20 protein-coding genes are annotated in these 21161 nt (G+C 47.0%); 16 read left to right on the top strand and 4 right to left on the bottom strand.

Features of this window, described 5'->3' with window-relative positions:
- Nucleotides 1-15 precede the first annotated feature (15 nt).
- Entirely contained in the window at nucleotides 16-744 is a 729-nt protein-coding gene (locus DNHGIG_RS20070) for a FadR/GntR family transcriptional regulator (RefSeq protein WP_282201265.1), read from the bottom strand.
- Between the two features lie 441 nt (nucleotides 745-1185).
- On the opposite strand from DNHGIG_RS20070, the gene pyc reads away from it, so the two are divergent.
- A complete protein-coding gene (gene pyc / locus DNHGIG_RS20065; RefSeq protein WP_282201491.1) occupies nucleotides 1186-4629 on the top strand; it encodes a pyruvate carboxylase in 3444 nt (1147 codons plus the stop codon).
- 111 nt (nucleotides 4630-4740) lie between these two features.
- Here pyc and DNHGIG_RS20060 read toward each other — a convergent pair whose 3' ends face one another.
- On the bottom strand, nucleotides 4741-5079 hold the full coding sequence (locus DNHGIG_RS20060) for a DsrE family protein (protein WP_282201264.1): 339 nt from the start codon (nucleotides 5077-5079) through the stop codon (nucleotides 4741-4743).
- Between the two features lie 188 nt (nucleotides 5080-5267).
- On the opposite strand from DNHGIG_RS20060, the gene DNHGIG_RS20055 reads away from it, so the two are divergent.
- The 7 genes from DNHGIG_RS20055 to DNHGIG_RS20025 all read left to right on the top strand — a co-directional run bounded on the left by DNHGIG_RS20055 (nucleotide 5268) and on the right by DNHGIG_RS20025 (nucleotide 13103).
- A complete protein-coding gene (locus DNHGIG_RS20055; RefSeq protein ID WP_282201263.1) occupies nucleotides 5268-6458 on the top strand; it encodes a helix-turn-helix domain-containing protein in 1191 nt (396 codons plus the stop codon).
- Nucleotides 6459-6575: 117 nt separating this feature from the next.
- On the top strand, nucleotides 6576-7946 hold the full coding sequence (locus DNHGIG_RS20050) for a purine-cytosine permease family protein (RefSeq protein WP_282201262.1): 1371 nt from the start codon (nucleotides 6576-6578) through the stop codon (nucleotides 7944-7946).
- Between the two features lie 63 nt (nucleotides 7947-8009).
- Nucleotides 8010-8984 (top strand): agmatinase family protein, encoded by a 975-nt coding sequence (locus tag DNHGIG_RS20045; protein ID WP_282201261.1) that lies wholly within the window; start codon nucleotides 8010-8012, stop codon nucleotides 8982-8984.
- A 115-nt stretch (nucleotides 8985-9099) separates the two neighbouring features.
- A complete protein-coding gene (gene hutU, locus DNHGIG_RS20040) occupies nucleotides 9100-10764 on the top strand; it encodes a urocanate hydratase (RefSeq protein ID WP_282201260.1) in 1665 nt (554 codons plus the stop codon).
- Between the two features lie 77 nt (nucleotides 10765-10841).
- Nucleotides 10842-12125: an imidazolonepropionase gene (gene hutI / locus DNHGIG_RS20035; protein WP_282201259.1), complete on the top strand. Its 1284-nt coding sequence runs from the start codon at nucleotides 10842-10844 to the stop codon at nucleotides 12123-12125.
- Between the two features lie 77 nt (nucleotides 12126-12202).
- On the top strand, nucleotides 12203-12646 hold the full coding sequence (locus DNHGIG_RS20030) for an NAD-dependent epimerase/dehydratase family protein (RefSeq protein WP_282201258.1): 444 nt from the start codon (nucleotides 12203-12205) through the stop codon (nucleotides 12644-12646).
- Entirely contained in the window at nucleotides 12543-13103 is a 561-nt protein-coding gene (locus DNHGIG_RS20025) for a TIGR01777 family oxidoreductase (RefSeq protein ID WP_282201490.1), read from the top strand. The genes DNHGIG_RS20030 and DNHGIG_RS20025 overlap by 104 nt, the downstream gene beginning before the upstream one ends.
- Before the next feature lie 161 nt (nucleotides 13104-13264).
- Here DNHGIG_RS20025 and DNHGIG_RS20020 read toward each other — a convergent pair whose 3' ends face one another.
- On the bottom strand, nucleotides 13265-14146 hold the full coding sequence (locus DNHGIG_RS20020; protein ID WP_282201257.1) for a LysR family transcriptional regulator: 882 nt from the start codon (nucleotides 14144-14146) through the stop codon (nucleotides 13265-13267).
- A gap of 110 nt (nucleotides 14147-14256) precedes the next feature.
- Between DNHGIG_RS20020 and DNHGIG_RS20015 the strand changes: the two genes are divergently transcribed.
- Nucleotides 14257-15357, top strand: coding sequence for a citrate synthase/methylcitrate synthase (locus tag DNHGIG_RS20015; RefSeq protein ID WP_282201256.1), 1101 nt, complete (start codon nucleotides 14257-14259; stop codon nucleotides 15355-15357).
- A 101-nt stretch (nucleotides 15358-15458) separates the two neighbouring features.
- Here the strand turns inward: DNHGIG_RS20015 and DNHGIG_RS20010 are convergent, their stop codons facing one another.
- Nucleotides 15459-16115, bottom strand: a complete 657-nt coding sequence (locus tag DNHGIG_RS20010) for a YjbE family putative metal transport protein (RefSeq protein ID WP_282201255.1) — start codon at nucleotides 16113-16115, stop codon at nucleotides 15459-15461.
- Nucleotides 16116-16201: 86 nt separating this feature from the next.
- Between DNHGIG_RS20010 and DNHGIG_RS20005 the strand changes: the two genes are divergently transcribed.
- The 7 genes from DNHGIG_RS20005 to yhbY all read left to right on the top strand — a co-directional run bounded on the left by DNHGIG_RS20005 (nucleotide 16202) and on the right by yhbY (nucleotide 21159).
- The gene (locus DNHGIG_RS20005) at nucleotides 16202-16792 is read left to right on the top strand and encodes a DsbA family oxidoreductase (RefSeq protein ID WP_282201254.1); all 591 of its coding nucleotides are present in this window, start codon (nucleotides 16202-16204) and stop codon (nucleotides 16790-16792) included.
- 137 nt (nucleotides 16793-16929) lie between these two features.
- Entirely contained in the window at nucleotides 16930-17877 is a 948-nt protein-coding gene (locus DNHGIG_RS20000) for a beta-ketoacyl-ACP synthase III (protein WP_282201253.1), read from the top strand.
- Nucleotides 17878-17905: 28 nt separating this feature from the next.
- Complete coding sequence (locus tag DNHGIG_RS19995) at nucleotides 17906-18430, top strand: YqeG family HAD IIIA-type phosphatase (protein WP_282201252.1); 525 nt, start codon at nucleotides 17906-17908, stop codon at nucleotides 18428-18430.
- Complete coding sequence (gene yqeH, locus DNHGIG_RS19990; protein ID WP_282201251.1) at nucleotides 18431-19540, top strand: ribosome biogenesis GTPase YqeH; 1110 nt, start codon at nucleotides 18431-18433, stop codon at nucleotides 19538-19540.
- Nucleotides 19541-19632: 92 nt separating this feature from the next.
- Nucleotides 19633-19857, top strand: a complete 225-nt coding sequence (locus DNHGIG_RS19985) for a hypothetical protein (protein ID WP_282201250.1) — start codon at nucleotides 19633-19635, stop codon at nucleotides 19855-19857.
- A gap of 88 nt (nucleotides 19858-19945) precedes the next feature.
- Complete coding sequence (gene aroE, locus DNHGIG_RS19980; RefSeq protein ID WP_282201249.1) at nucleotides 19946-20785, top strand: shikimate dehydrogenase; 840 nt, start codon at nucleotides 19946-19948, stop codon at nucleotides 20783-20785.
- 80 nt (nucleotides 20786-20865) lie between these two features.
- A complete protein-coding gene (yhbY, locus tag DNHGIG_RS19975) occupies nucleotides 20866-21159 on the top strand; it encodes a ribosome assembly RNA-binding protein YhbY (RefSeq protein WP_282201248.1) in 294 nt (97 codons plus the stop codon).
- Nucleotides 21160-21161 lie beyond the last annotated feature (2 nt).

Genomic DNA, 21161 nt, shown 5'->3' with positions numbered 1-21161 from the left:
TACAAATTTGGAAGATCACGATTCGGCGGATTCTGCGTTCGATTGTTCCACCATAATCGTTTCTACTCTGCGAAGGTGATCTAAGAGCATCTTTTCTGCTTGCTCTCCGTTTCCAGATTCTATAGCTTTATATATATCCAGATGTTCCTGCAGTAACCTTTCCGGTACGCCAGGCATCTCATAGATCTTTTGACGAGCAAGCTTCATTGTGCGTTTCATGATTTCCGAAATCGAATGCATCATCGATACGAGAATCTCATTGTGTGACGCATTGGCGATCGCAAAATGAAATTCCCAGTCTGCCTGATCCCCCTTGTTGCGTATGTCGGAACGGTGAGCTTCTTCTAATTCTTCAACCGCTTTTTTGATGAATTGCAAATCCTCTTCTGTCCGCCGTTCCGCAGCCAAACGAACGATCCCTGATTCAATGATTTTACGCACTTCCAGTAGTGAAATAATATCCTGTTTCGTCACGGGGCGTATCGATTCAAGCATTGCCAGCAATTCCTCCGGTTCAAATTGCGTGACAAAGGTTCCCTCTCCTTGCCGGATCGATACGAGACCCATCGTTATCAAGGAGCCGATCGCTTCCCGTATGGTGGATTGTCCCACCCCCAACATTTCCCCCAATTCTCGCAAGGAAGGAAGACGTTCCCCAGGTTTGTAAACACCGGACACAATCTGGTTGCGCAGATAATCGGCTACTTCTTCGTAAGTTTTACGCACCTTAAAAGGCGTTTTCATGATACACCTCACCGACTTCATAAATCATAGAAGAAATTATATCACATATTAGTGAATGGTGTTGAGAAGAGGTGATTTTGTATAAAAAACGGTTTTTCTAAGCTTTTGTTTCGGGTATCGTGTGTTGGAAGAATACACGGTTACGCGTCTTGGGAGTGTTGCAACTGTCGGATAAAAGTTGATCGTTCTTTCGCTACATAAAGCTTTGCACCCGTTCTCATAATAAAAACATATATAGTTGCCTATACACATTACATTTGAGAATTACAGCAAGGGACAAAGATTGACTGATCATAACAAAGAATATTTATGCGAATTCTTGAATTTTCTAAGATGAATAGATGAAAAATAAATTTTTTTTGACTATAATGAGTCTTGAATAAAACGACTCATGAATCAGACATGAATCGTTGTCGTGAAAGAGGGGGAGAGAAACCGATGATAAAAGAAAGAAGGTTTAGAAAAATTTTGGTGGCAAACCGGGGGGAGATCGCCATTCGGATTTTCCGCGCTTGTACAGAACTGGGGATCCGTACGGTAGCCATCTACTCAAAAGAAGACAGCTTGTCTCTTCATCGTTATAAAGCGGATGAGGCCTATTTGGTCGGGGAAGATAAAGGGCCAGTCGAAGCCTATCTGGATATCGACGGGATTATCGAGATCGCGAAGAAGAATGAATGTGACGCGATTCACCCCGGATACGGATTTCTTTCCGAGAACGCAGATTTCGCCCGAGCGTGTGAGCGAAATGGAATCGTCTTCATCGGACCCACTCCTGAACATCTGGAGATGTTTGGCGATAAAGTGTCTGCGAGACGCGTGGCGATCGAGGCAGGGGTTCCCGTCATTCCGGGTACAGAAGAGCCGGTCGAATCACTGGAAGAGGCGCGAGAATTTGCGAAGCAACACGGTTTTCCCTTGATTATCAAGGCAGTATCGGGCGGTGGCGGAAGAGGCATGCGCGTCGTCCGCAATGAAGCCGATCTGGAGGAAGCTTTTGCGCGTGCTTCATCGGAAGCGAAGGCGTCATTTGGCAACGCGAGCGTTTATATGGAAAAATTTTTGGAAAACCCGAAACACATCGAAGTCCAGATCCTTGCTGACCAGTCCGGAAATGTCGTTCATTTGTTCGAGAGAGATTGTTCGATTCAAAGGCGTCATCAAAAGGTGGTCGAGGTAGCCCCATCCTTCATCGATGAAGATTTGAGATACCGAATCTGTGATTCAGCTGTTCAGTTGATGCGTAAAGTTGGATATAAAAACGCGGGAACGGTGGAATTTTTGCTGACCAGAGACGGGAGTTATTATTTTATCGAAGTGAACCCGCGGATTCAAGTGGAGCATACGATCACCGAACTGATTACCGGAGTGGATATCGTACACGCACAGATTCGCATAGCGGAAGGACAATTGCTTTCATCTGCAGAAATTGGAATTCCTTCACAAGAAGCGGTGACAAAGCGCGGATATGCGATTCAATGCCGTGTAACGACGGAAGACCCGGAAAATAACTTCATGCCTGATACGGGACGAGTTCTGGCGTATCGTTCGGCATCCGGTTTCGGAATTCGTCTTGATGGAGGAAACGGGTTCACCGGAGCACGGATTACGCCTTATTATGACTCTCTGCTCGTAAAGATCTCTAGCTGGGCGATCGATTTTAACGACGCGGCGGCAAAAATGAAGCGATCCCTTCAGGAGTTCCGAATTCGTGGCGTGAAAACGAATCTTCAGTTTCTCGAAAATGTTGTAAGTCATCCTGATTTTCTTAAAGGGGAATATGATACTTCATTTATTGAGAAGCGTCAGGAACTATTCAATTTTAAGAAACGATTGAATCGGGGGACAAAATTATTACAGTTCATTGCCAATTCAACAGTCAATGTGGGCCCGGGGATGTCGAAGAAAGAAAAGAAACCGTTCTTTAAGAAAGCCGTTGTTCCGGAGTTTCCTTTTGATTCCGTTACCCCGGAAGGAACAAAACAACTTTTGGATCGCCTTGGCGCGGACGGGCTGTCCCAATGGATTCAAGATCAGAAACGCGTGTTAATCACGGATACGACATTTCGTGATGGGCATCAATCACTGTTCGCGACGCGTGCTCGAACCTATGACTTGCTGCAAATCGCGGAAGCGACCGCCAAAATCGGTTCCAAATTCTTTTCCCTCGAGATGTGGGGAGGAGCGACATTCGACGTGTCCATGCGTTTCCTCAAGGAGGATCCGTGGGAAAGGCTGGAGCAACTGCGCGAAAAAATCCCGAATATTTTATTTCAAATGTTGCTCCGTGGTGCGAATGCGGTCGGGTATAGTAATTACCCTGACAATGTCGTCAAGAAGTTTATCGAAGAAGCAGGAAAATACGGAATCGACGTTTTCCGCATTTTCGATAGCTTGAACTGGTTGCCGAATATGACCGTTGCCATCGATACGGTTCGTTCGATCGGCAAAGTGGCGGAAGCGACGATCTGTTACACGGGAGACATTCTGGATCCGCGGCGTGAAAAATATAATCTGAAGTATTATATCAACATGGCGAAAGAATTAGAGAGGGCAGGAGCCCATATCCTCGGCATCAAAGACATGGCGGGCCTGTTGAAGCCGTATGCCGCCTATCATTTAATCAAGGCGTTAAAAGAAGAGATCGGCATACCTATACATTTGCATACGCATGATACGAGCGGTAACGGGGTAGCGACTCTGCTGATGGCGGCTGAAGCGGGAGTCGATATTGTAGATTGCGCGATCAGCTCGATGTCAGGTCTCACTTCACAACCCAGTCTGAACGCCCTAGTGGCCGCGCTTGAACAGTCTGAGCGTGCGACAGGATTGAATCTTGAAGAGTTGCAGAAATTAAGCGATTACTGGGAAGTGGTTCGCGAATATTACCAAGCCTTCGAAAAAGGGTTAAAGACGACCACTGCGGATGTATATCTGCATGAGATGCCGGGCGGACAGTATACAAACCTTAGACAACAAGCGGAATCCTTGGGTCTCGGGGATCGTTGGGAAGAAGTGAAGAAAGCATATGCAGAAGTGAACCGCATGCTTGGAGATATCGTTAAAGTTACGCCATCTTCCAAAATGGTCGGCGATCTGGCACTGTTTATGGTGCAGAACAACTTGACGGAAGAAGAGCTTCGCAAACGAGGCGAAACGCTCGATTTTCCTGCGTCGGTCGTTGACTTCTTCATGGGCTATATGGGACAGCCGCCGGGAGGATTTCCTGAATGGCTGCAGCGGATCGTCCTTAAAGGGAGAGAACCGCTCGCATGCCGCCCGGGTGAAATGCTGGAGCCGGTCGATTTCGATGAGTCGCGTAAAACGCTTACAGAGAAAATCAATCGCCCGCTTAAAGAGCGCGATTTGGTGTCATATGCCTTATACCCGCAGGTTTTCCTTGATATGATGAATCACTTCGAGAAATATCACGATGTCTCTGTCCTTGATACGCCAACGTTCTTCTATGGTATGCGTCCGGGGGAAGAGATTACGGTTGAGATCGAAGACGGAAAAACATTGATGATCAAGCTGATCGGTGTAGGAGGTCTTGATCCGGACGGAACACGTACCGTTTACTTCGAACTTAACGGTCAGCCCCGCGAGGTGGTCGTTCGCGATGAATCCGCGAATGTAACAACAGTTGTCCGCCGAAAAGCCGATCAGGGAGATATCAAACAAATCGGGGCGCTGATGTCAGGCAACGTCGTCAAAGTACTTGTGGAGAAGGGAGATAAGGTGAAGAAAGGTGAGCACCTGATCATCACCGAGGCGATGAAAATGGAAACGCAAGTACAAGCGCCGATTGACGGGGTTGTGAAGGAAATCCTGGTTCAAGAGGGAGATCGTCTAGAAACGGGAGATCTGATGATAATCTTGGGCTAAGCTACTGTCAAGCAATCTTTCAATATTCAGGTGAACCGTCATTGCCGCAAGCGATGACGGTTCTATTTATTGAATCAGAGAAAAAATTCCGAGACCGGGAAGACCTAATGGTCAGGAAATGGTGAAAACTTCATATTTACTCGCCAAATCGATAAAGTGATTCATTCCGGAAATTTCACCTGTGTAAAGCCGACCTTCCAATTGGTAATAATCGACACATGTTTTGCAAGCGAGAACAGGAACCCCTGCATCAGACAATTCTTTTAAATGGGGGGCGACGAGGGAATCGTTCGTTAATGTAAATACTCCTCGGTTCATGCAAAAAATAGCCGCAGGTTTTTCTTCCTTCTGTTTCAAAAGCACGAAAAAAGTCTCCATTACTGTTTCCCCTAAGCCTTCATCTCCCTTTCCGAATTTGTCGGAAGCGACCAGGATTACTTTGTTTTTCACGGAAAAATCCTCCTTCTTTTTGCAATGAATGACTACATCCTGGAACGATTATATGTTTTCATATGTGTACGTACAAGTGCGAGTAAGTATCTATGTTTCTGTTTGTTAACCTGTTTTCAGAGAATCGATGTTGATTAAAGGAATGATCCATATAAGTAAACACTTGCAAACATATGGGGGTGTACATCGTGAAACTTGATCCTGCGCAAGCCGCTTTTTGTTATTTGTTATTGTCCGGAACACTCGTTCATGAAGGAACCTTCTCTGATATGCAGCGGAAGTATAGGATTGATGTACGTCCGCAGCTTGTCATGCTCGTCTCGATTGACAGATATCCAGAATTGGCGTTTGGCAAACCTTTAACGTGGAAAATAGAGATTGGTAGAAGTTTGGTCGATGCGGTACATGAAGCTTTGCATGTCCCCTTCGTATGGGTCTGGATCGAAGAAGGAGTGCTCTCTGTCCTATTGGAACTTCCTAACGAAGAAAGATTTAGAAAAAACATCAGGGAACGAATCTTTCAAATGGCTAGACGTATTCAAAAATCAGCCGATCGAAAACAGATTTCCGTATCCATTGGAATTGGAACCTATTATGAAGATCCTCTTATGCTTCATTACTCGTTTGCGGAAGCAAAAAACTCGATGATTGATCGATTTTTTCAGGGAAACAGATTGATATTCCAGTATGAAAAGAAAAACGTAAGAGATCATTGGAAAGATCCTCTCTCTCAAGAAGAGAAGGCGGAATTACTGGCCCGTGTTCGTATCGGGGATGAAGAGGGAACCGTCGCTTATTTAAAAATTCTCTTGGAAAGAATGGCGCAAGCGTATAAACATAACGTAGATATGTTTAAATCGGAAGTGATTGACTTGGTAATGATGATGTCCCGCCTGGTTCTGGAGTATGGCGTCAGTGCTGCGACCATTTTGTCTGAGAATGCCCGATTTATCCAAGATTTATATCATACGGTTCGTTACGATACTTTTGTGAAAAAAGTATGCGAATACGGGAGACAGTTGACGGAACAGGTGGCGAGTACCCATATGTTTGCAGTTTCTCCCGTGATTCGCCAGGCGATCCGATATATCAAAGAGAACCATCAAAAAAGAATTTCTTTACATGAAATCGCACAATATTGTTGTCTGAGTAAATACCATTTTAGCCACCTGTTTAAAAAAGAAACCGGAATGAGTTTCCTGGATTTTTTGAATAAGACAAGAATCGAAAAGGCGATTCACTTTCTGGAAACGACAGATTTAACTATACAGCAGGTCGCATATCGGGTTGGATTTGAAGATGCCAACTATTTCAGTCGCATGTTTAAGAAATATACGCGTTACAGCCCGACCGCCTACCGCTCAGCAAGATTGTGCTAGTTTTCCGCAAGTTCTGCGCAAGAAAAAACAACCGGATCCCCGTATGATAAAGATAAGCAGGCGGAATGTTTTAAATAATCAATAACCGTTCTTTTCTCAGGTTAAGGAGGGATTCACATGCAGATCGAAAGGCGTAGTATCGACTACATACCGGAATCTGAGAGGCATGGGAGCGCACGCAATCTGTTTGCCATCTGGTTCTCTGCGAACGCTCAGATTACTACGGTCGTTACAGGTGCACTTGCGATTACTCTCGGACTCAATCTGTGGTCTGCGATTGTGGCCATCATTCTCGGAAATGCGGTCGGGGGTATTTTCATGGCTTATCATTCCGCCCAAGGGCCTAAGCTCGGCATCCCTCAGATGATCCAAAGCCGGGCCCAGTTTGGGGTCGTCGGTGCCGTACTTCCTCTCATTCTGGTCGTCATTATGTATGTAGGATTTTTCGCAACGAGCGGGGTTCTTGGCGCTCAGGCATTTTCCGCCGCGTTTCACGTACCGCAAAATGTAAGCGTTATCATCGTGAACATGTTGGCGGTTTTGCTCGTCATTTACGGGTATGATTTTATTCACAAATTTGAAAAGGTTGTGTCTTATCTGTTTTTCGTTTTGTTTCTGTATTTGTCCATCCGTTTGTTATCACAACCGATTCAAGCGAATACCAATCTGCCGGCGTTTGCATGGGGGCCATTCCTGCTTGTCCTCTCCATAATGGCGACTTGGCAGATTGCGTACGCTCCGTATGTAGCAGATTACTCCCGTTATTTACCATCTGATACATCATTAAAAGAGACGTTTTGGTACACCTATTGCGGTTCGGTGATCAGCTCGAGTTGGATGATGATCCTCGGTTCTCTCGCGGCGTTGGTTGCACCCAAGGAATCCGAAAATATGATTGGATATTTCGGGAATTTGTCCGGCTCTGGAGTTTCATTCCTGACATATATTCTGATCGTGCTTGGGGTTCTTGCCATCAACACTTTGAATCTATATGGTGGCTTCATGTCTGTTGTAACAACGATCAGTGCGTTTGCGAATTGGAAGGTCTTTTCGGGAACACGCGTGATTTTTATCCTGATCGTTTCGATGGTCGGTACGATCGTGGGCATTTGGGGTCAGGGGAACTTTTTGGAAAATTACTCGAAGTTTCTGCTGCTTCTCTTGTACTTTATGGTTCCTTGGACTGCGATCAACTTAGTGGATTATTATCTCTTGCGTAAAGGAGATTACAACATTCAGGCTATTTTTGATCCGAACGGAGAATATGGGAGAGTGAACTGGATCGCAATAAGCTCATATATTTTAGGAATTCTCATACAGTTCCCGTTCATGAATACAGAGCTATTTGTTGGCCCTGTCGCAAAATATCTGAACGGTGCGGATATCGCTTGGATTGTCGGGATGATCATACCGGCTGCCCTGTATTATTATCCGATGAAGAGAAGGCTTTCAGAAGAGAACATGCGGCACCATCCGCCAGCAATGTAAGTGAATGTTTAATCATCGACTTTTGAGTTTGAGTGAGTCTCATACCTGAAGGAGTGTTTTCACTTGAAAAAAATCGAGTTTCTCAATCCACCGGAAATCATACGCCGCTCCAATTGGCGTGATCGGTTCGAAACCAAAGTCGCTCAATGGCTGCTTCCGTGGGATGGAGAAGAAGCGGTTGGTATCGGATTTATCGGTATCCCCCTTTCGAAAACATCGATTAGCGTGTCAGCCGCGTCCATGACGCCAAATGCAATGCGTGAATTGTTCACAACGGTTACCACATATAACATCGATCATGATGTGGATCTGCAAGAGTTGCATGCTCGGGATATGGGAGATATTCAGATGCATGTAACGGATTTGTACAAGTGTCACATCAATATCGAACAGGGATTAACCCATCTATATCAAACGTTACCTGAAATTTTTCCGTTGATCGTAGGAGGAGATCATTCGATTACCTGCCCTTCTGTAAAAGCGTTTAAGAAACGTTTTGGTGGAAAAGTCGGAATCGTACAAATTGATTCGCATATGGATGTCAGAAATTTGGAAGACGGAGGGCCGACGAATGGTACGCCCATCCGCGGCTTGATCGAATCGGGAACTGTGGAAGGGTGCCAAATCGCACAAGTCGGGATTCACAGTTTCGCAAATTCCAAGCCGTATCGGGAGTATGCAGCCGCCCAGGGAATCACTCAATTCACAGCAAGACAGGTGGCGCTGGAGGGGATCCATTCGATTATCGATCAGGCGCTGGAAGTTGCTGATAAGGGGACGGAAGCGATCTATGTGACGGTCGATATGGATGTTCTCGATCAAGCATACGCTCCTGGCGTACCTGCAATGGTGCCGTCCGGAATGACTTCCTGGCAACTGTTAGAAGCCGTATTCAGATTGGGGCAACACCCGAAAGTAAAGGGATTCGATATCGTCTGTATCGATCCTTTGCAGGATCCTCGCAAGGCAACTGTCCGTATGGGGCTCCATGTGATTTTAACCTTCCTTACGGGAATTATGAAACGCGGCAAACAGTAATCCGTATGCATGTTGCTAATGAATCAAAAAGCAACAGGGTTAAGTTGAATACGGCCGGTCGGCTGGTTTCACAATTTTATCTTCATCATAAAGACAGCAAAAGGAGAGTAGAACAATGACCGTTCAAGCCAAGCGTACGATCCGTGCTCCGCGCGGTACGAAATTGACAGCAAAAGGATGGCAACAAGAAGCTGCACTTCGCATGTTAATGAATAACCTGGATCCGGAAGTAGCGGAACGTCCCGAAGATCTCGTGGTCTACGGGGGGATAGGAAAAGCCGCAAGGAACTGGCAATGTTTTGATAAGATTGTCGAATGTTTAACACATTTGGAAGCGGATGAAACGTTGTTGATTCAATCGGGAAAACCGGTCGGAATTTTTAAAACGCATGCGTTTGCACCGCGCGTCTTACTCTCTAACTCCGTGATTGTACCCGCATATGCGAACTGGGAAACCTTCCGTGAATTAGAAAAGAACGGCTTGATGATGTTCGGTCAAATGACGGCTGGCAGTTGGATTTACATCGGTACCCAAGGGATTTTGCAAGGTACGTATGAGACGTTCGCTGAGGCTGCCCGTCAACACGCGGGGGGCACATTAAAAGGGACGTTGACATTGACGGCGGGGCTTGGCGGAATGGGTGGGGCTCAACCGCTTGCTGTGACGATGAACGAGGGCGTAGTCATTTGCGTTGAGGTGGATCCGAAGCGGATTCAACGACGCATCGATACGCGTTATCTCGATGTGATGGTCAATGATCTTGACGAAGCGCTCCAGTTGGCAAGGGAAGCCCAAAAACAAGGCAAACCGCTTTCCATTGGGCTCGTCGGCAATGCGGCAGAGATTTACCCGGAATTTGTTAAACGAGGAGTCGTTCCCCATTTCGTCACAGATCAAACGTCAGCACATGATCCGTTGAACGGTTATATTCCCTCGGGCTATTCTCTTGAAGAAGCAGCTAAGTTGCGTGAATCAAACCCACAAGAATACGTGCGTTTGGCCAAACATTCGATGGCCGTTCATGTTCAGGCGATGCTGGATCTGCAGAAAATGGGTGCGGTCGTATTCGATTATGGAAACAATATACGTCAGGTCGCTTTTGACGAAGGCGTGAAAGATGCTTTCAAATTTCCGGGGTTTGTTCCTGCTTATATTCGCCCCCTCTTCTGTGAAGGAAAAGGGCCGTTCCGCTGGGCGGCATTATCTGGTGATCCGAAGGATATTTATAGAACGGATGAACTGGTTTTGGAACTATTCCCCGAGAATGAACATCTCCGCCGCTGGATAACGATGGCGAGAGAAAAAGTTGCGTTTCAGGGATTGCCTGCACGCATTTGCTGGCTTGGGTACGGTGAGCGCGTGAAAATGGGCTTAGCCATCAATGAGCTTGTGCGAAGAGGTGAAATTTCCGCGCCGATCGTCATTGGACGCGACCATTTGGATTGCGGTTCCGTGGCATCTCCCAACCGCGAGACGGAAGCGATGAAGGATGGAAGCGATGTGGTGGCCGACTGGGCGATCCTTAATGCTCTCATCAACACAGCGGCAGGGGCTACATGGATTTCAGTTCACCACGGGGGTGGTGTCGGCATGGGATACTCTCTGCATGCCGGTATGGTAGTCGTTGCTGACGGGACAAAAGAAGCGGAAGAACGTCTTTCCCGCGTGCTTACTACAGATCCGGGTATGGGAGTCATTCGACACGTGGATGCAGGGTATGATCTTGCGATACAAACGGCGAAAGAAAAAGGTGTACGCGTACCGATGCTCGATATCTAATTCTGTCCATATAGTAACTCATTCCATCTGAGCGGCCTTAGATGTGTCAGGCCGCCAGACGTTACGGGGAGGTTCATATGCAAGCGAATCAGATTGATTTGCTGGTTTATCATATCGGTCAACTGGTCACGATGCAGGGGAAAAAAGGTCCACGCAAAGGCCATGAAATGTCGGAAATTTCAATGGTTGAAAATGGTGCTGTCGCTATTGCGAATGGACGAATAATCGCCGCTGGTGAGGAAAAAGACGTACGCAGAAAAATCTCAGGTCTATCAGTTCGTGAAGAATTGAACGCACAAGGGCGACTTGTGACTCCCGGTCTCATCGATCCGCATACCCATCTGGTTCATGCCGGTTCCCGCGAACATGAACTGGAATTGAAATTGAAAGGAGTTTCCTATCTCGAAATCCTTGCAATGGGAGGAGGAATCCTCAGTACGGTTCGAGCTACACGCAATGCCACGGAAGACGAGCTTTATGAAAAAGCACGGAAAAGCCTTGATCTGATGTTGTTGTTTGGGGCTACAACGGTCGAAGCGAAAAGCGGATACGGACTGAATCTGGAAAACGAATTGAAGCAACTTCGTGTCGCGAAACGTCTCAATGAACATCATCCTGTCGAAATCGTGTCAACGTTTATGGGAGCTCATGCGGTTCCTCCGGAATATAAGGGACGTTCTTCAGAATACGTAGATTTGATCGTAGAGGAGATGCTTCCGGAAGTGAAGCGGCAGGGTCTCGCCGAGTTTTGTGACGTGTTTTGTGAACAGGGCGAATTTACGGTACAGGAAGCGAGAAAGATTTTGTCGGCGGCCAAAGAAATGGGGTTTGGGATCAAGATTCATGCGGATGAAATTGAGCCATTGGGAGGCGCACAACTTGCGGGCGAATTAGGGTGTATTTCCGCCGAACACTTGCTGGCGGCGACCGATGAAGGGTTGGATGCGATGAAACGTGCAGGTGTAATCGCCGTGTGTCTTCCCGCAACTTCTTTCAATTTGCGAGCGAACAACCACGCCCGCGCCCGCAAGATGATCGAAATGGGTTTGCCCGTCGCGTTATCGACCGATTACAATCCAGGGAGTTCGCCCACGGAGTCATTACAGTTCGTGATGACTCTCGGATGTTTGAATTTAGGAATGACGCCGGAAGAAGTGATCACAGCGATGACGATTAATGCCGCATATGCGATCGGGAGGGGGGACGTTGTTGGCAGTTTGGAGACAGGAAAACAGGCAGATCTCGTCATCTATAACGCTTCCAATCTAGCTTATCTTCCGTATCACTTTGGCATCAATCACGTCGATACGGTGATTAAGAAGGGAAAAGTCGTAGTCTCAGAGGGCAAACTTGTTGGCTGAATGGAGGGCGCCGCTTGCTCCTCGGTAAAACGAGTGTTAGGCTGGAGGTAAGAGGATTTAAAAGGCAGGTGTCGCACATGAAAGTGATTTTGTTCGGCGGAACTGGATTTATAGGAAGCCATGTATCCCGTCATTTGCATGAATCCGGGTACGACGTATGGATCGCATCTCGCAAAGATCAGCATGTCGATTACGGTCGCTGTTTTGTCTATCGTCCATCAGAGATCGCCCAGATCTTGGCCGACATAAACAGCCCATATGCGATAGTTAACCTGGCAGGTGAATCGATTCAGTCCGGGAGATGGACCGATGCCCGAAAGAAAAAGATCCTGCATTCAAGGGTGGATCTGACACAAGCGATTTTCCGCCATTATAAAGGTACCCATGAAACCCAGTGTTTTTGTCAATGCATCTGCCATCGGCTATTACGGATCTTCACGGTCGGCTACTTATACGGAAGAAGCGGAAGCAGGGGAAGGATTCTTGGCAACGGTGACGAGAGAATGGGAAAACGCGGCTAAACGAGCAAGTGATGTGACCCGTGTGGTATTAGCACGACTAGGGGTTGTGCTGGGGAGAGATGGAGGAGCTTTTCCGCGGATGATCGCGCCGTATCACTTTTTCTTGGGTGGACGTGTTGGGGATGGAACACAATGGATTTCCTGGATTCATATCGATGATGTGGCGTGCGTCTTGGAACGGTGTATAGCGGATGAAAGGATTGACGGACCGATGAATCTGACTGCTCCTCAACCTGTAAGGATGGATGAGTTTGGCCGAATGATCGCAAAAACCATGCGTCGCCCCCATTGGCTCCCCGTTCCTGAATCGCTCCTTCGTCTGCTATTGGGTGAAATGTCGGAGATCGTTCTAAAAGGGCAAAAAGTTTTGCCTGAAAAATTAAGAGCATTGGGTTATACATTTCAACATGATTCATTGGAAAAAGCGATTCGCGATTTGTTAGCGAAGAGAGCGTAACGGAAAAGTTCATGACTGCCCTGTACAGGCGTATGCGTCGGAGTGATTGCTTCACAGCGAACGATTCTGGACATCTGTCAACGATCCTCCGTTTCATTGTAAAATCCCGCATGATGTTGAACACAAGATTCATTATGTGCGGCAGACTGGGAGAATATCCGTCATCGACGGTCCAGCAACTCATTAAGCAGGACGAGGAAATTTTTCGCGGAGCGCGGCAGCTCTTTGTTTCTCGGAGTAATTACATACGTGGCTGCTCTCGGTAGATGCAGGTCCGGCGTCGCGATCCTGACCAGTTTTCCGTTCATCAATTCTTCCTCCACCGCCGACAAAGGTAAAAAAGAAACGCCGAGACCATTTATGATCAGCTTGCGTGTGATGTGTACCTGACTTACGGTCATAGGACGGATTGGAATTTGAAGATCATGCAATTGATACAAGATATCTTCCCAGTAATCGGGATGGTTTTTTGTCAGTAACGGATGCTCCAACAGAAGTTCACGGAAATTCGCACGATCAGGATTCACCGTTCCGGGAGCGATGAAAACGACAGGATCATTATATAATTTGCAAGTGACCGTTTCAGGATGTTTGGAAGGTACAAGAGAAATACCGAGGTGTGAGCGTCCTGCAGCGATTCCAGGGCCGACGGATTGTGACAATGTCGTATAAATTCTCACTTCTACATTCGGATACATCGAAGTAAATTGCTTCCAAATAGCCGGGAGTAAAATCTCCGCGCAAAGAGGAGAAATCAGCAGATCTAGCCGGTCATCAAACCCCATTTTCCAACGCGTCATGTCAGAAAGAGCATCATCGTGCGCTTCCAGGATACGGTTGGCATGAATAAGAAACCGTTCTCCAGCAGCAGTTAAGCGAACTTTCCGTCCTGTGCGTTCGAACAGGGGATAACCTACGTATTCTTCAAGTTGTCGAATGTGGACGCTGACAGTGGGTTGTGCCAGAAACAATCGTTCGGCTGTTCGGTGAAAATTCAGTTCTTTTGCCATGACGACAAATGTACGCAAAAGTTTCGTATCCATATTCAACCTCGTGATCGATTATATTTTATAATCAAATACTCTACTAATCTCAATTATCCTTTTAATAAATGTTACGATATACTGAAAATTAGAAAAAGGGGGTAGTTTTAATGAGTCAACAAGTGATTTCCATAGGATTAGAAGGAATTGTTGTTGCAGAAACGGAATTGAGTTTAGTGGATGGTATCAATGGTCTTCTCGTCTATCGAAATCACTGGGCACGAGACCTGGCCATCGAGAAAACATTTGAAGAAGTTGCTCACCTTTTATGGTATGGTCATCTCCCGGATCGGGAAGAGCTGAACAGGTTAAAGTCTCAACTGGTCGCGAATCGGACATTGCCTTCATATGTGAAAGCAGCAATCGACTTGATTCCGTCCGATGTGGACATGATGAGCGTATTGCGGACAGGCGTATCTTTGCTCGGTAACGCAGGACATGATTGGCCGCCAACCATGGATCAAGTCATTTCCTTAACGGCAAAGGTTCCGACAATTGTCGCTTACCGCCAAGCTCGACTGGAAGGACGTGAACCGGTGGAGCCTCGTTCCGACCTGGATCATACGGCAAACTACTTATATATGTTAAAAGGTACGGAACCTAACCAGGCACATGTACGTGCTTTGGACGCTTATCTCATCCTTACGCAAGAGCATGGGATGAACGCTTCAACTTTTAGCGGACGCGTTGTTTCTTCCACTCGTTCCGATTTGATTTCAGCCGTCACGGCAGCGATCGGTGCTCTCAAGGGACCATTGCATGGCGGTGCACCGTCCGGAGTCATCGAAATGATGGAGCAGATCGGTACGCCTGAAAACGCGGAACCCTGGTTGCGCAAAGCATTAGAAAACGGCGAGCGCATTATGGGATTCGGCCATCGTGTCTATAAAACGAGGGATCCCCGTTCGGAAGCGTTGCAAGTCGTTGCCTCCCAATTGTCCGCGGATGATCCATGGTTTGCTCTCGCAACACATGTGGAAAAGGTAGCGCTCAAGCTGCTCGAAGAATATAAGCCGGGCCGTAAATTAAATACAAACGTCGAATTTTATGCGGCTGCGGTCATGAGGGCGGTCGGTTTGCCGGATACGTTATTCACGCCTACATTTGCAGTCAGCCGTACGGTCGGATGGTGCGCTCACATCTTGGAACAAGCGGCCAACAATCGTATCATTCGTCCAGAATCTCTCTATATTGGACAAATGCCCAAATGATGATGACCAAACTCTGAGAAAAATACTCCCCAGGTTTCGGATGAAAAGCAAACTCCCTTGCTGCTTACACCGCCAAGGGAGTTTGCTTTTCATCTTGAGTTCTAACGGAACCGTTTGATTGGCCTTCTATTATTTCTGAGGTTCATGATAAGTAGAATCATGACGGCAACAGATGGCAGAAGAATCGAGTGTGGATGGGTGATCTGGTGAAACGCCCTGTCATGTGCAATCATTTTCCCAGACGCCCAAGCTATGATCCCCGCTCCGATCCATAAGATACTGTGAAAACGATCCATGATGTAACTGATGATGCGGCTCGATATGACGAGAAATAGCATGGAGAACATTAAGCCCAAGATAATAAAAAACATATGGCCTTCTGAAACCCCGGCGACCGCCAATATATTGTCAAGACTCATGGTGATATCCGCAAATACGATGGTGCAAACCGCACCTAACCATGTGGATTGATCCTTTGCATACTGTGTGTTGTCGTTCGAAACCATGAGGAGGCGAAGAGATAAGGTATATAGTATAAAACCTGCAATCGCTTGCAAAAAAGGAATTCGTAACAGAAATGTAGTGGTGATTGTCAAACTGATTCGAATGATGATGGCCAGTCCCAAACCGACCCATATGGCGCTCTTTCTCATATGCGGTGGCAATGAGAAGGTAGCCATGGCAATCAAGATGGCATTGTCTCCGGATAGGATCATATCCACAAGGATAACGGAAAGCAATTGAAGCAAATCGTGCATTATGTGGCCCCCTCTTTCATTCTACATTATTCACTTGTTGTCCTTTTTACGACTGGAATGTTATGCTGGTTCTTGGAGGTGAAATCGTGCTCAAATTCATTTATGACTATAATTGTCCTTTTTGTTATAGTGAAATCCCGATGATTAAACGATTTTTGAGTGAAGGCGTTACGATCGAATATATCCCGTGGACCATGCCGGAAGATGCTGATCCTCCCGCCAAACCCGAAGGTTACAAGGAAACGGCGAAAGAGGCTTTGGCTACGATGATGGCCGAACTCGAACTTCCGTACCGCCCAATGAGAAAAACAGATACCACATTAGCGCATGAAGCGGGCTTTTATGTGGCGGAACTCTCTCCCGAAAAACAGTGGGCTTATCATGAAGCGGCGTTTCGTGCACGTTTTGGAGAAGGCAAAGATCTAGCCGATCCCAAAGTGATCGACGAAATTCTGACAGGTTTGAACCTGAACCTGCAGGATTTTCATGAAAAAAAGGAATCGGGCACATATAAGCGTTCACTTCTACAGAAATATGAATATGTTGCAAAAGAGAAGATCTGGACGATCCCTTCCTTTCAGGGAAAAGGCGGAACGATACAGGTTCATCATTTTAAAGACTTGCCTCGTTATGAAGATGTTAAGAGCTTGTTGTCAATGGAGACCGAAAGCCCGTGATCACATCGGGCTTTCTTTTTCTTAACGGTAGAGTCCAGATGTAAGCGCGACATTTTTTATTAATAAGTATTAGTATCTGATACTAAAATGTAGTATACTGAAATCAAGCAACGAATGAATCAAGGGGGATAGGTAACGTGAATCTGTATCGTGCAGGGATTACAGGGATAGGAGTGGCATTGCCGGAGAAACGTTTAACGAACCACGACTTGGAAAAGATGGTGGATACCAGCGACGAATGGATTGTGACACGGACGGGGATTCGAGAAAGAAGAATCGTCACCGATGGAGAGCGCACATCTGACTTGGCTACGCGTGCGGCTGAACGTGCGTTGTTGGACGCGGGTGTGGCTGCGGAACAATTGGATATGATTATAGTAGCGTCTGTAACTCCCGATCTGACATTTCCGCCTACCGCTTGTTTAGTGCAAGAACGGATCGGTGCGAGCAAGGCCGCATGTTTTGACCTGGAAGCTACATGTTCCGGTTTTGTTTATGGGGTTAGTGTAGCCGCACAATTCATTATGACAGGCGCTTATCAAAAAGTCTTAGTCATCGGTGCGGAAACCCTTTCAACCATCACTGACTATACGGATCGCAACACGTGCGTTCTTTTTGGTGACGGTGCGGGCGCAGCAGTCATTGAACGAGTACCCGAAGAGTTTGGCATTCTCTCTTTCGAACTGGGGGCAGACGGTTCGGGAGCAGAACTGCTGAAACGAGAACATACGGCTGCCATCGAGATGAACGGGCGCGAAGTGTTTAAGTTCGCTACCCGGACGATGGGAGAAGCAGCAAAGCGCGTGATGAATAAGGCCGGATGGGAATCTCAGGACGTGAATCTGTTAGTGCCCCATCAGGCGAACGTACGAATTATAGAGGAAGCTCGACGTCGTACCGGTTTGAAAGAAGAACAGGTGTATGTGAATATCCATAAATACGGGAATACTTCTTCTGCAACCATACCGATCGCGCTGAGGGAAGCGTTGGATGAAGGACGACTGAAAACCGGAGACCGTGTGGTTCTTGTAGCTTTCGGCGGAGGGATGACTTGGGCAGCTATGGCGCTCGTGTGGGGAAAATAATACGATCAAAAGTTCGAGGTGAGGGGGCATGCTAAAAAGGTTCGTCCCGGATCTGTATGTCAAATCGATTTATCATATCGACCTGGCGGCCCTAAAGAAAGCGGGGATTAAGGGACTGATCACCGATCTTGACAACACGCTCGTTGCATGGAATGCTATGCAAGCGACTCCTAAGGTCACGAAATGGCTGGAAGAGGTAAGAGAGAAATACGGCATTCGAGTGGTAATCGTGTCCAATAATCGGGCGGCCCGCGTGGAAGACTTTGCCCGGCCGCTCGGCATTCCCGCCATTTACAACGCGCGTAAACCGCGCAATGCACCTTTCATCCGCGCGCTCTCCATCCTCGGTACCCGACCGGAAGAGACGGTCGTCCTCGGTGATCAAATTTTTACCGATGTGTTAGGCGGAAAACGTATGGGGATGTACACGATCCTTGTCGTCCCCGTCGCGACGAAAGAATGGATCGGAACAAAAATTCTCCGTATGGCCGAACGATTGGTATTGAACATGTTGCGCCGCCGCGGTCTGATTACGTGGGAGGATGTACGCTGAATGATTACGACTTGTATGGGCTGTGGGGCTCCCTTGCAAACGGTAGACCCTGCACTTCCCGGTTATATTCCTCAATCGACGAAAGAGCGAGAACAGATTTTGTGCCGACGGTGTTTTCGTATCCGTCATTATAATGAAGTTTCGCCCGTTTCGATACAAAAAGAAGAGTTTGAACGGATTCTCAAGGAACTTGGCGGAAAGCGAGCACTGATCCTCAATGTGGTGGATTTGTTCGATTTCGAAGGTTCATGGATTCAGGGACTTGAACGATTTGTAGGGGAGAACCCTCTCGTCCTGGTGGCCAATAAGATCGATCTATTACCGCGACAAACCAATTTAGCCAAAGTAGAAACATGGCTAATGGATGAAGTGAAGAAAAAACGGTTGGAAACGCACAAAGTCATTCTCGTTTCCGCGCGCAGGGGGATTGGTGTCGAACAAGTGAAGACACTGATCGAATCGTATGCAAATGAAAGGGACATCTATGTGGTTGGAACAGCCAATGTCGGCAAATCGACTCTCGTAAACAAACTCTTACACCTGTTTGGCGAATCGCAGGATGTTGGCTTGACAACGTCCCGCTACCCTGGCACCACATTGTCGACCGTTAAGATGAAGATCCCACAATTTCATCATGTCATCGTCGATACTCCAGGCGTTTTGACTACATCTCGCCTGACCGATCTCGTGTCCCCTGAATCTTTAAAATTGATCACGCCGGAAAAAGTGATCAATCCGAAGATCTATCAGTTAAACAGCGGACAGACGTTATTTGTGGGCGGACTCGTCCGGTTTGATTTTGTCGCCGGTGGCTCCCAATCATTCGTCGGGTATTTCGCGAATCAGCTATCGATGCATCGCACGAAACTTGAAAATGCAGACGCCTTATATGAGAAACATCTGGGAGAACTGCTCAAACCGCCGGGGCCTGATGACCCTGCAACCTTGCGCGATCTTGTCACTCACAAGTTCAAGATTCGCAAGGGGCCTGCTGTCGATATCGTGATCGCTGGTCTCGGATGGATCTCTGTGCGCGGGAAAGAAGAAGCCGACTTACGCGTGCATGTGCCCCGAGGAATTCATGTTTCCGTGCGGAAAGCGATCATCTGACAATTTCAACGTGTTTTATAAAGTGGTATATTCCAACCTTCCGTTCGCATAAGTTGGAGTACACAAACTCATAGAACGGAGGGTGGAATCTCATGAATGTGATACCCGAATATGCGCGTAAACGTCAGGTTGAAAGAAGGATTGAGAATCCGTTTTCCGGTCAAAATTTACGTATCGAAGAATTCATGGACAGGCTGCGCAGAGAAGTGGAATTGGCAAGGGAAGCGGATCCGTCTTTGGAATCGTATCATTTGCATGATCTGAGCTTCCAATTTCGGGATCGGGCGATCATCTTACATATGGATTTCCGCTTATAAATGATTCGTGAAAAAGCTCTCGGGTGTTAACCTGAGAGCTTTTTTCTATGGTATATTATTGCAAAGAGGAAAGGAAGGTCGTTATCTCGTGATCACAAGTACGACTCGTTTAACCGGTTTATTTGGACACCCTGTGATACATTCCAAGTCCCCGCAGATGCACAATGCTGCTTTTCACCATATGGGGTTGGATTTTGCTTATCTGGCGTTCGATGTTTCTCCGGAGAGGTTGGCTGACGCTGTCCAAGGAATTCGTGCGATGGGCTTGCGTGGTGTGAATGTGACGATCCCGCACAAGGTGGAAGTCATGCGTTTCCTTGACAGAATTTCACCGGAGGCCAAATTGATCGGTGCTGTCAATACAATTGTCAATGAGAATGGAGTTCTTACCGGATATAACACGGATGGAATCGGTTATCTTCGGTCCTTACGGGAGGAGGTGGGGCTTAAGCTGGAAGATACAACGGTTCTGATTCTGGGGGCAGGTGGTGCCGCGAGGGCCATTTCCGCGCAAATGGCATTGGTACCCGTGAAAAAGTTGCTGATCGCCAATCGGACTTGGGAACATGCAAAAAAAATTGCCGAACATCTGAGACACCTAATGGAAGTTCGAGCCATTCATCTTGATGAAGTTCCAGATGTGGTACCGGAGATCGATCTCTTGGTAAATACGACTTCCCTCGGCATGTATCCGAATTTGGATCAAGTTCCCATTCATACGAAAGGTATCCGTCAAGGCATGGTGGTTTCGGATCTGATCTACAATCCTCGGGAAACCCGACTGTTGAAAGAAGCCAAACAAAAAGGTGCGATCATACATAACGGAATCGGGATGTTCGTTTATCAAGGGGCAGAAGCATTCACGCTGTGGACCGGTTTACCTGCTCCGGTGGATGTAATGAGACAGACAGTGGAATCCTGTTTTTAGGAATGCTATACTGGCAAACGGGGTTCGGGTTCATGCGGGTGTCATCGGAAGAATAAACAGATTACAGGAAGGAGAAGCGCATGCTTACAGGAAAACAAAAGCGTTACTTGCGTTCTTTGGCACATCATCTTGATCCCATTCTGCAAGTGGGAAAAGGCGGTGTTTCGGAAAATTTGCTGGAACAGGTTTCCCTTGCTCTTGAAGCACACGAATTGATTAAAGTAGCCGTTTTAAATAATTGTGAGGAAGATAAAGATGAAGTCGCTCATCAACTTGCGGAAGGTACCGAATCCGAATTGGTGCAAGTGATAGGCAAGACGATCGTGCTTTATAGGGAGTCTGTGGAAAAGAAACAGATCGAACTTCCTCGCTGATG

Source organism: Collibacillus ludicampi (assembly GCF_023705585.1).
Taxonomy (GTDB): Bacteria; Bacillota; Bacilli; order Tumebacillales; family BOQE01; genus Collibacillus; species Collibacillus ludicampi.
The sequence above is the reverse complement of the archived record's forward strand: the minus strand, read 5'-3'. Positions and strand labels throughout refer to the sequence as shown.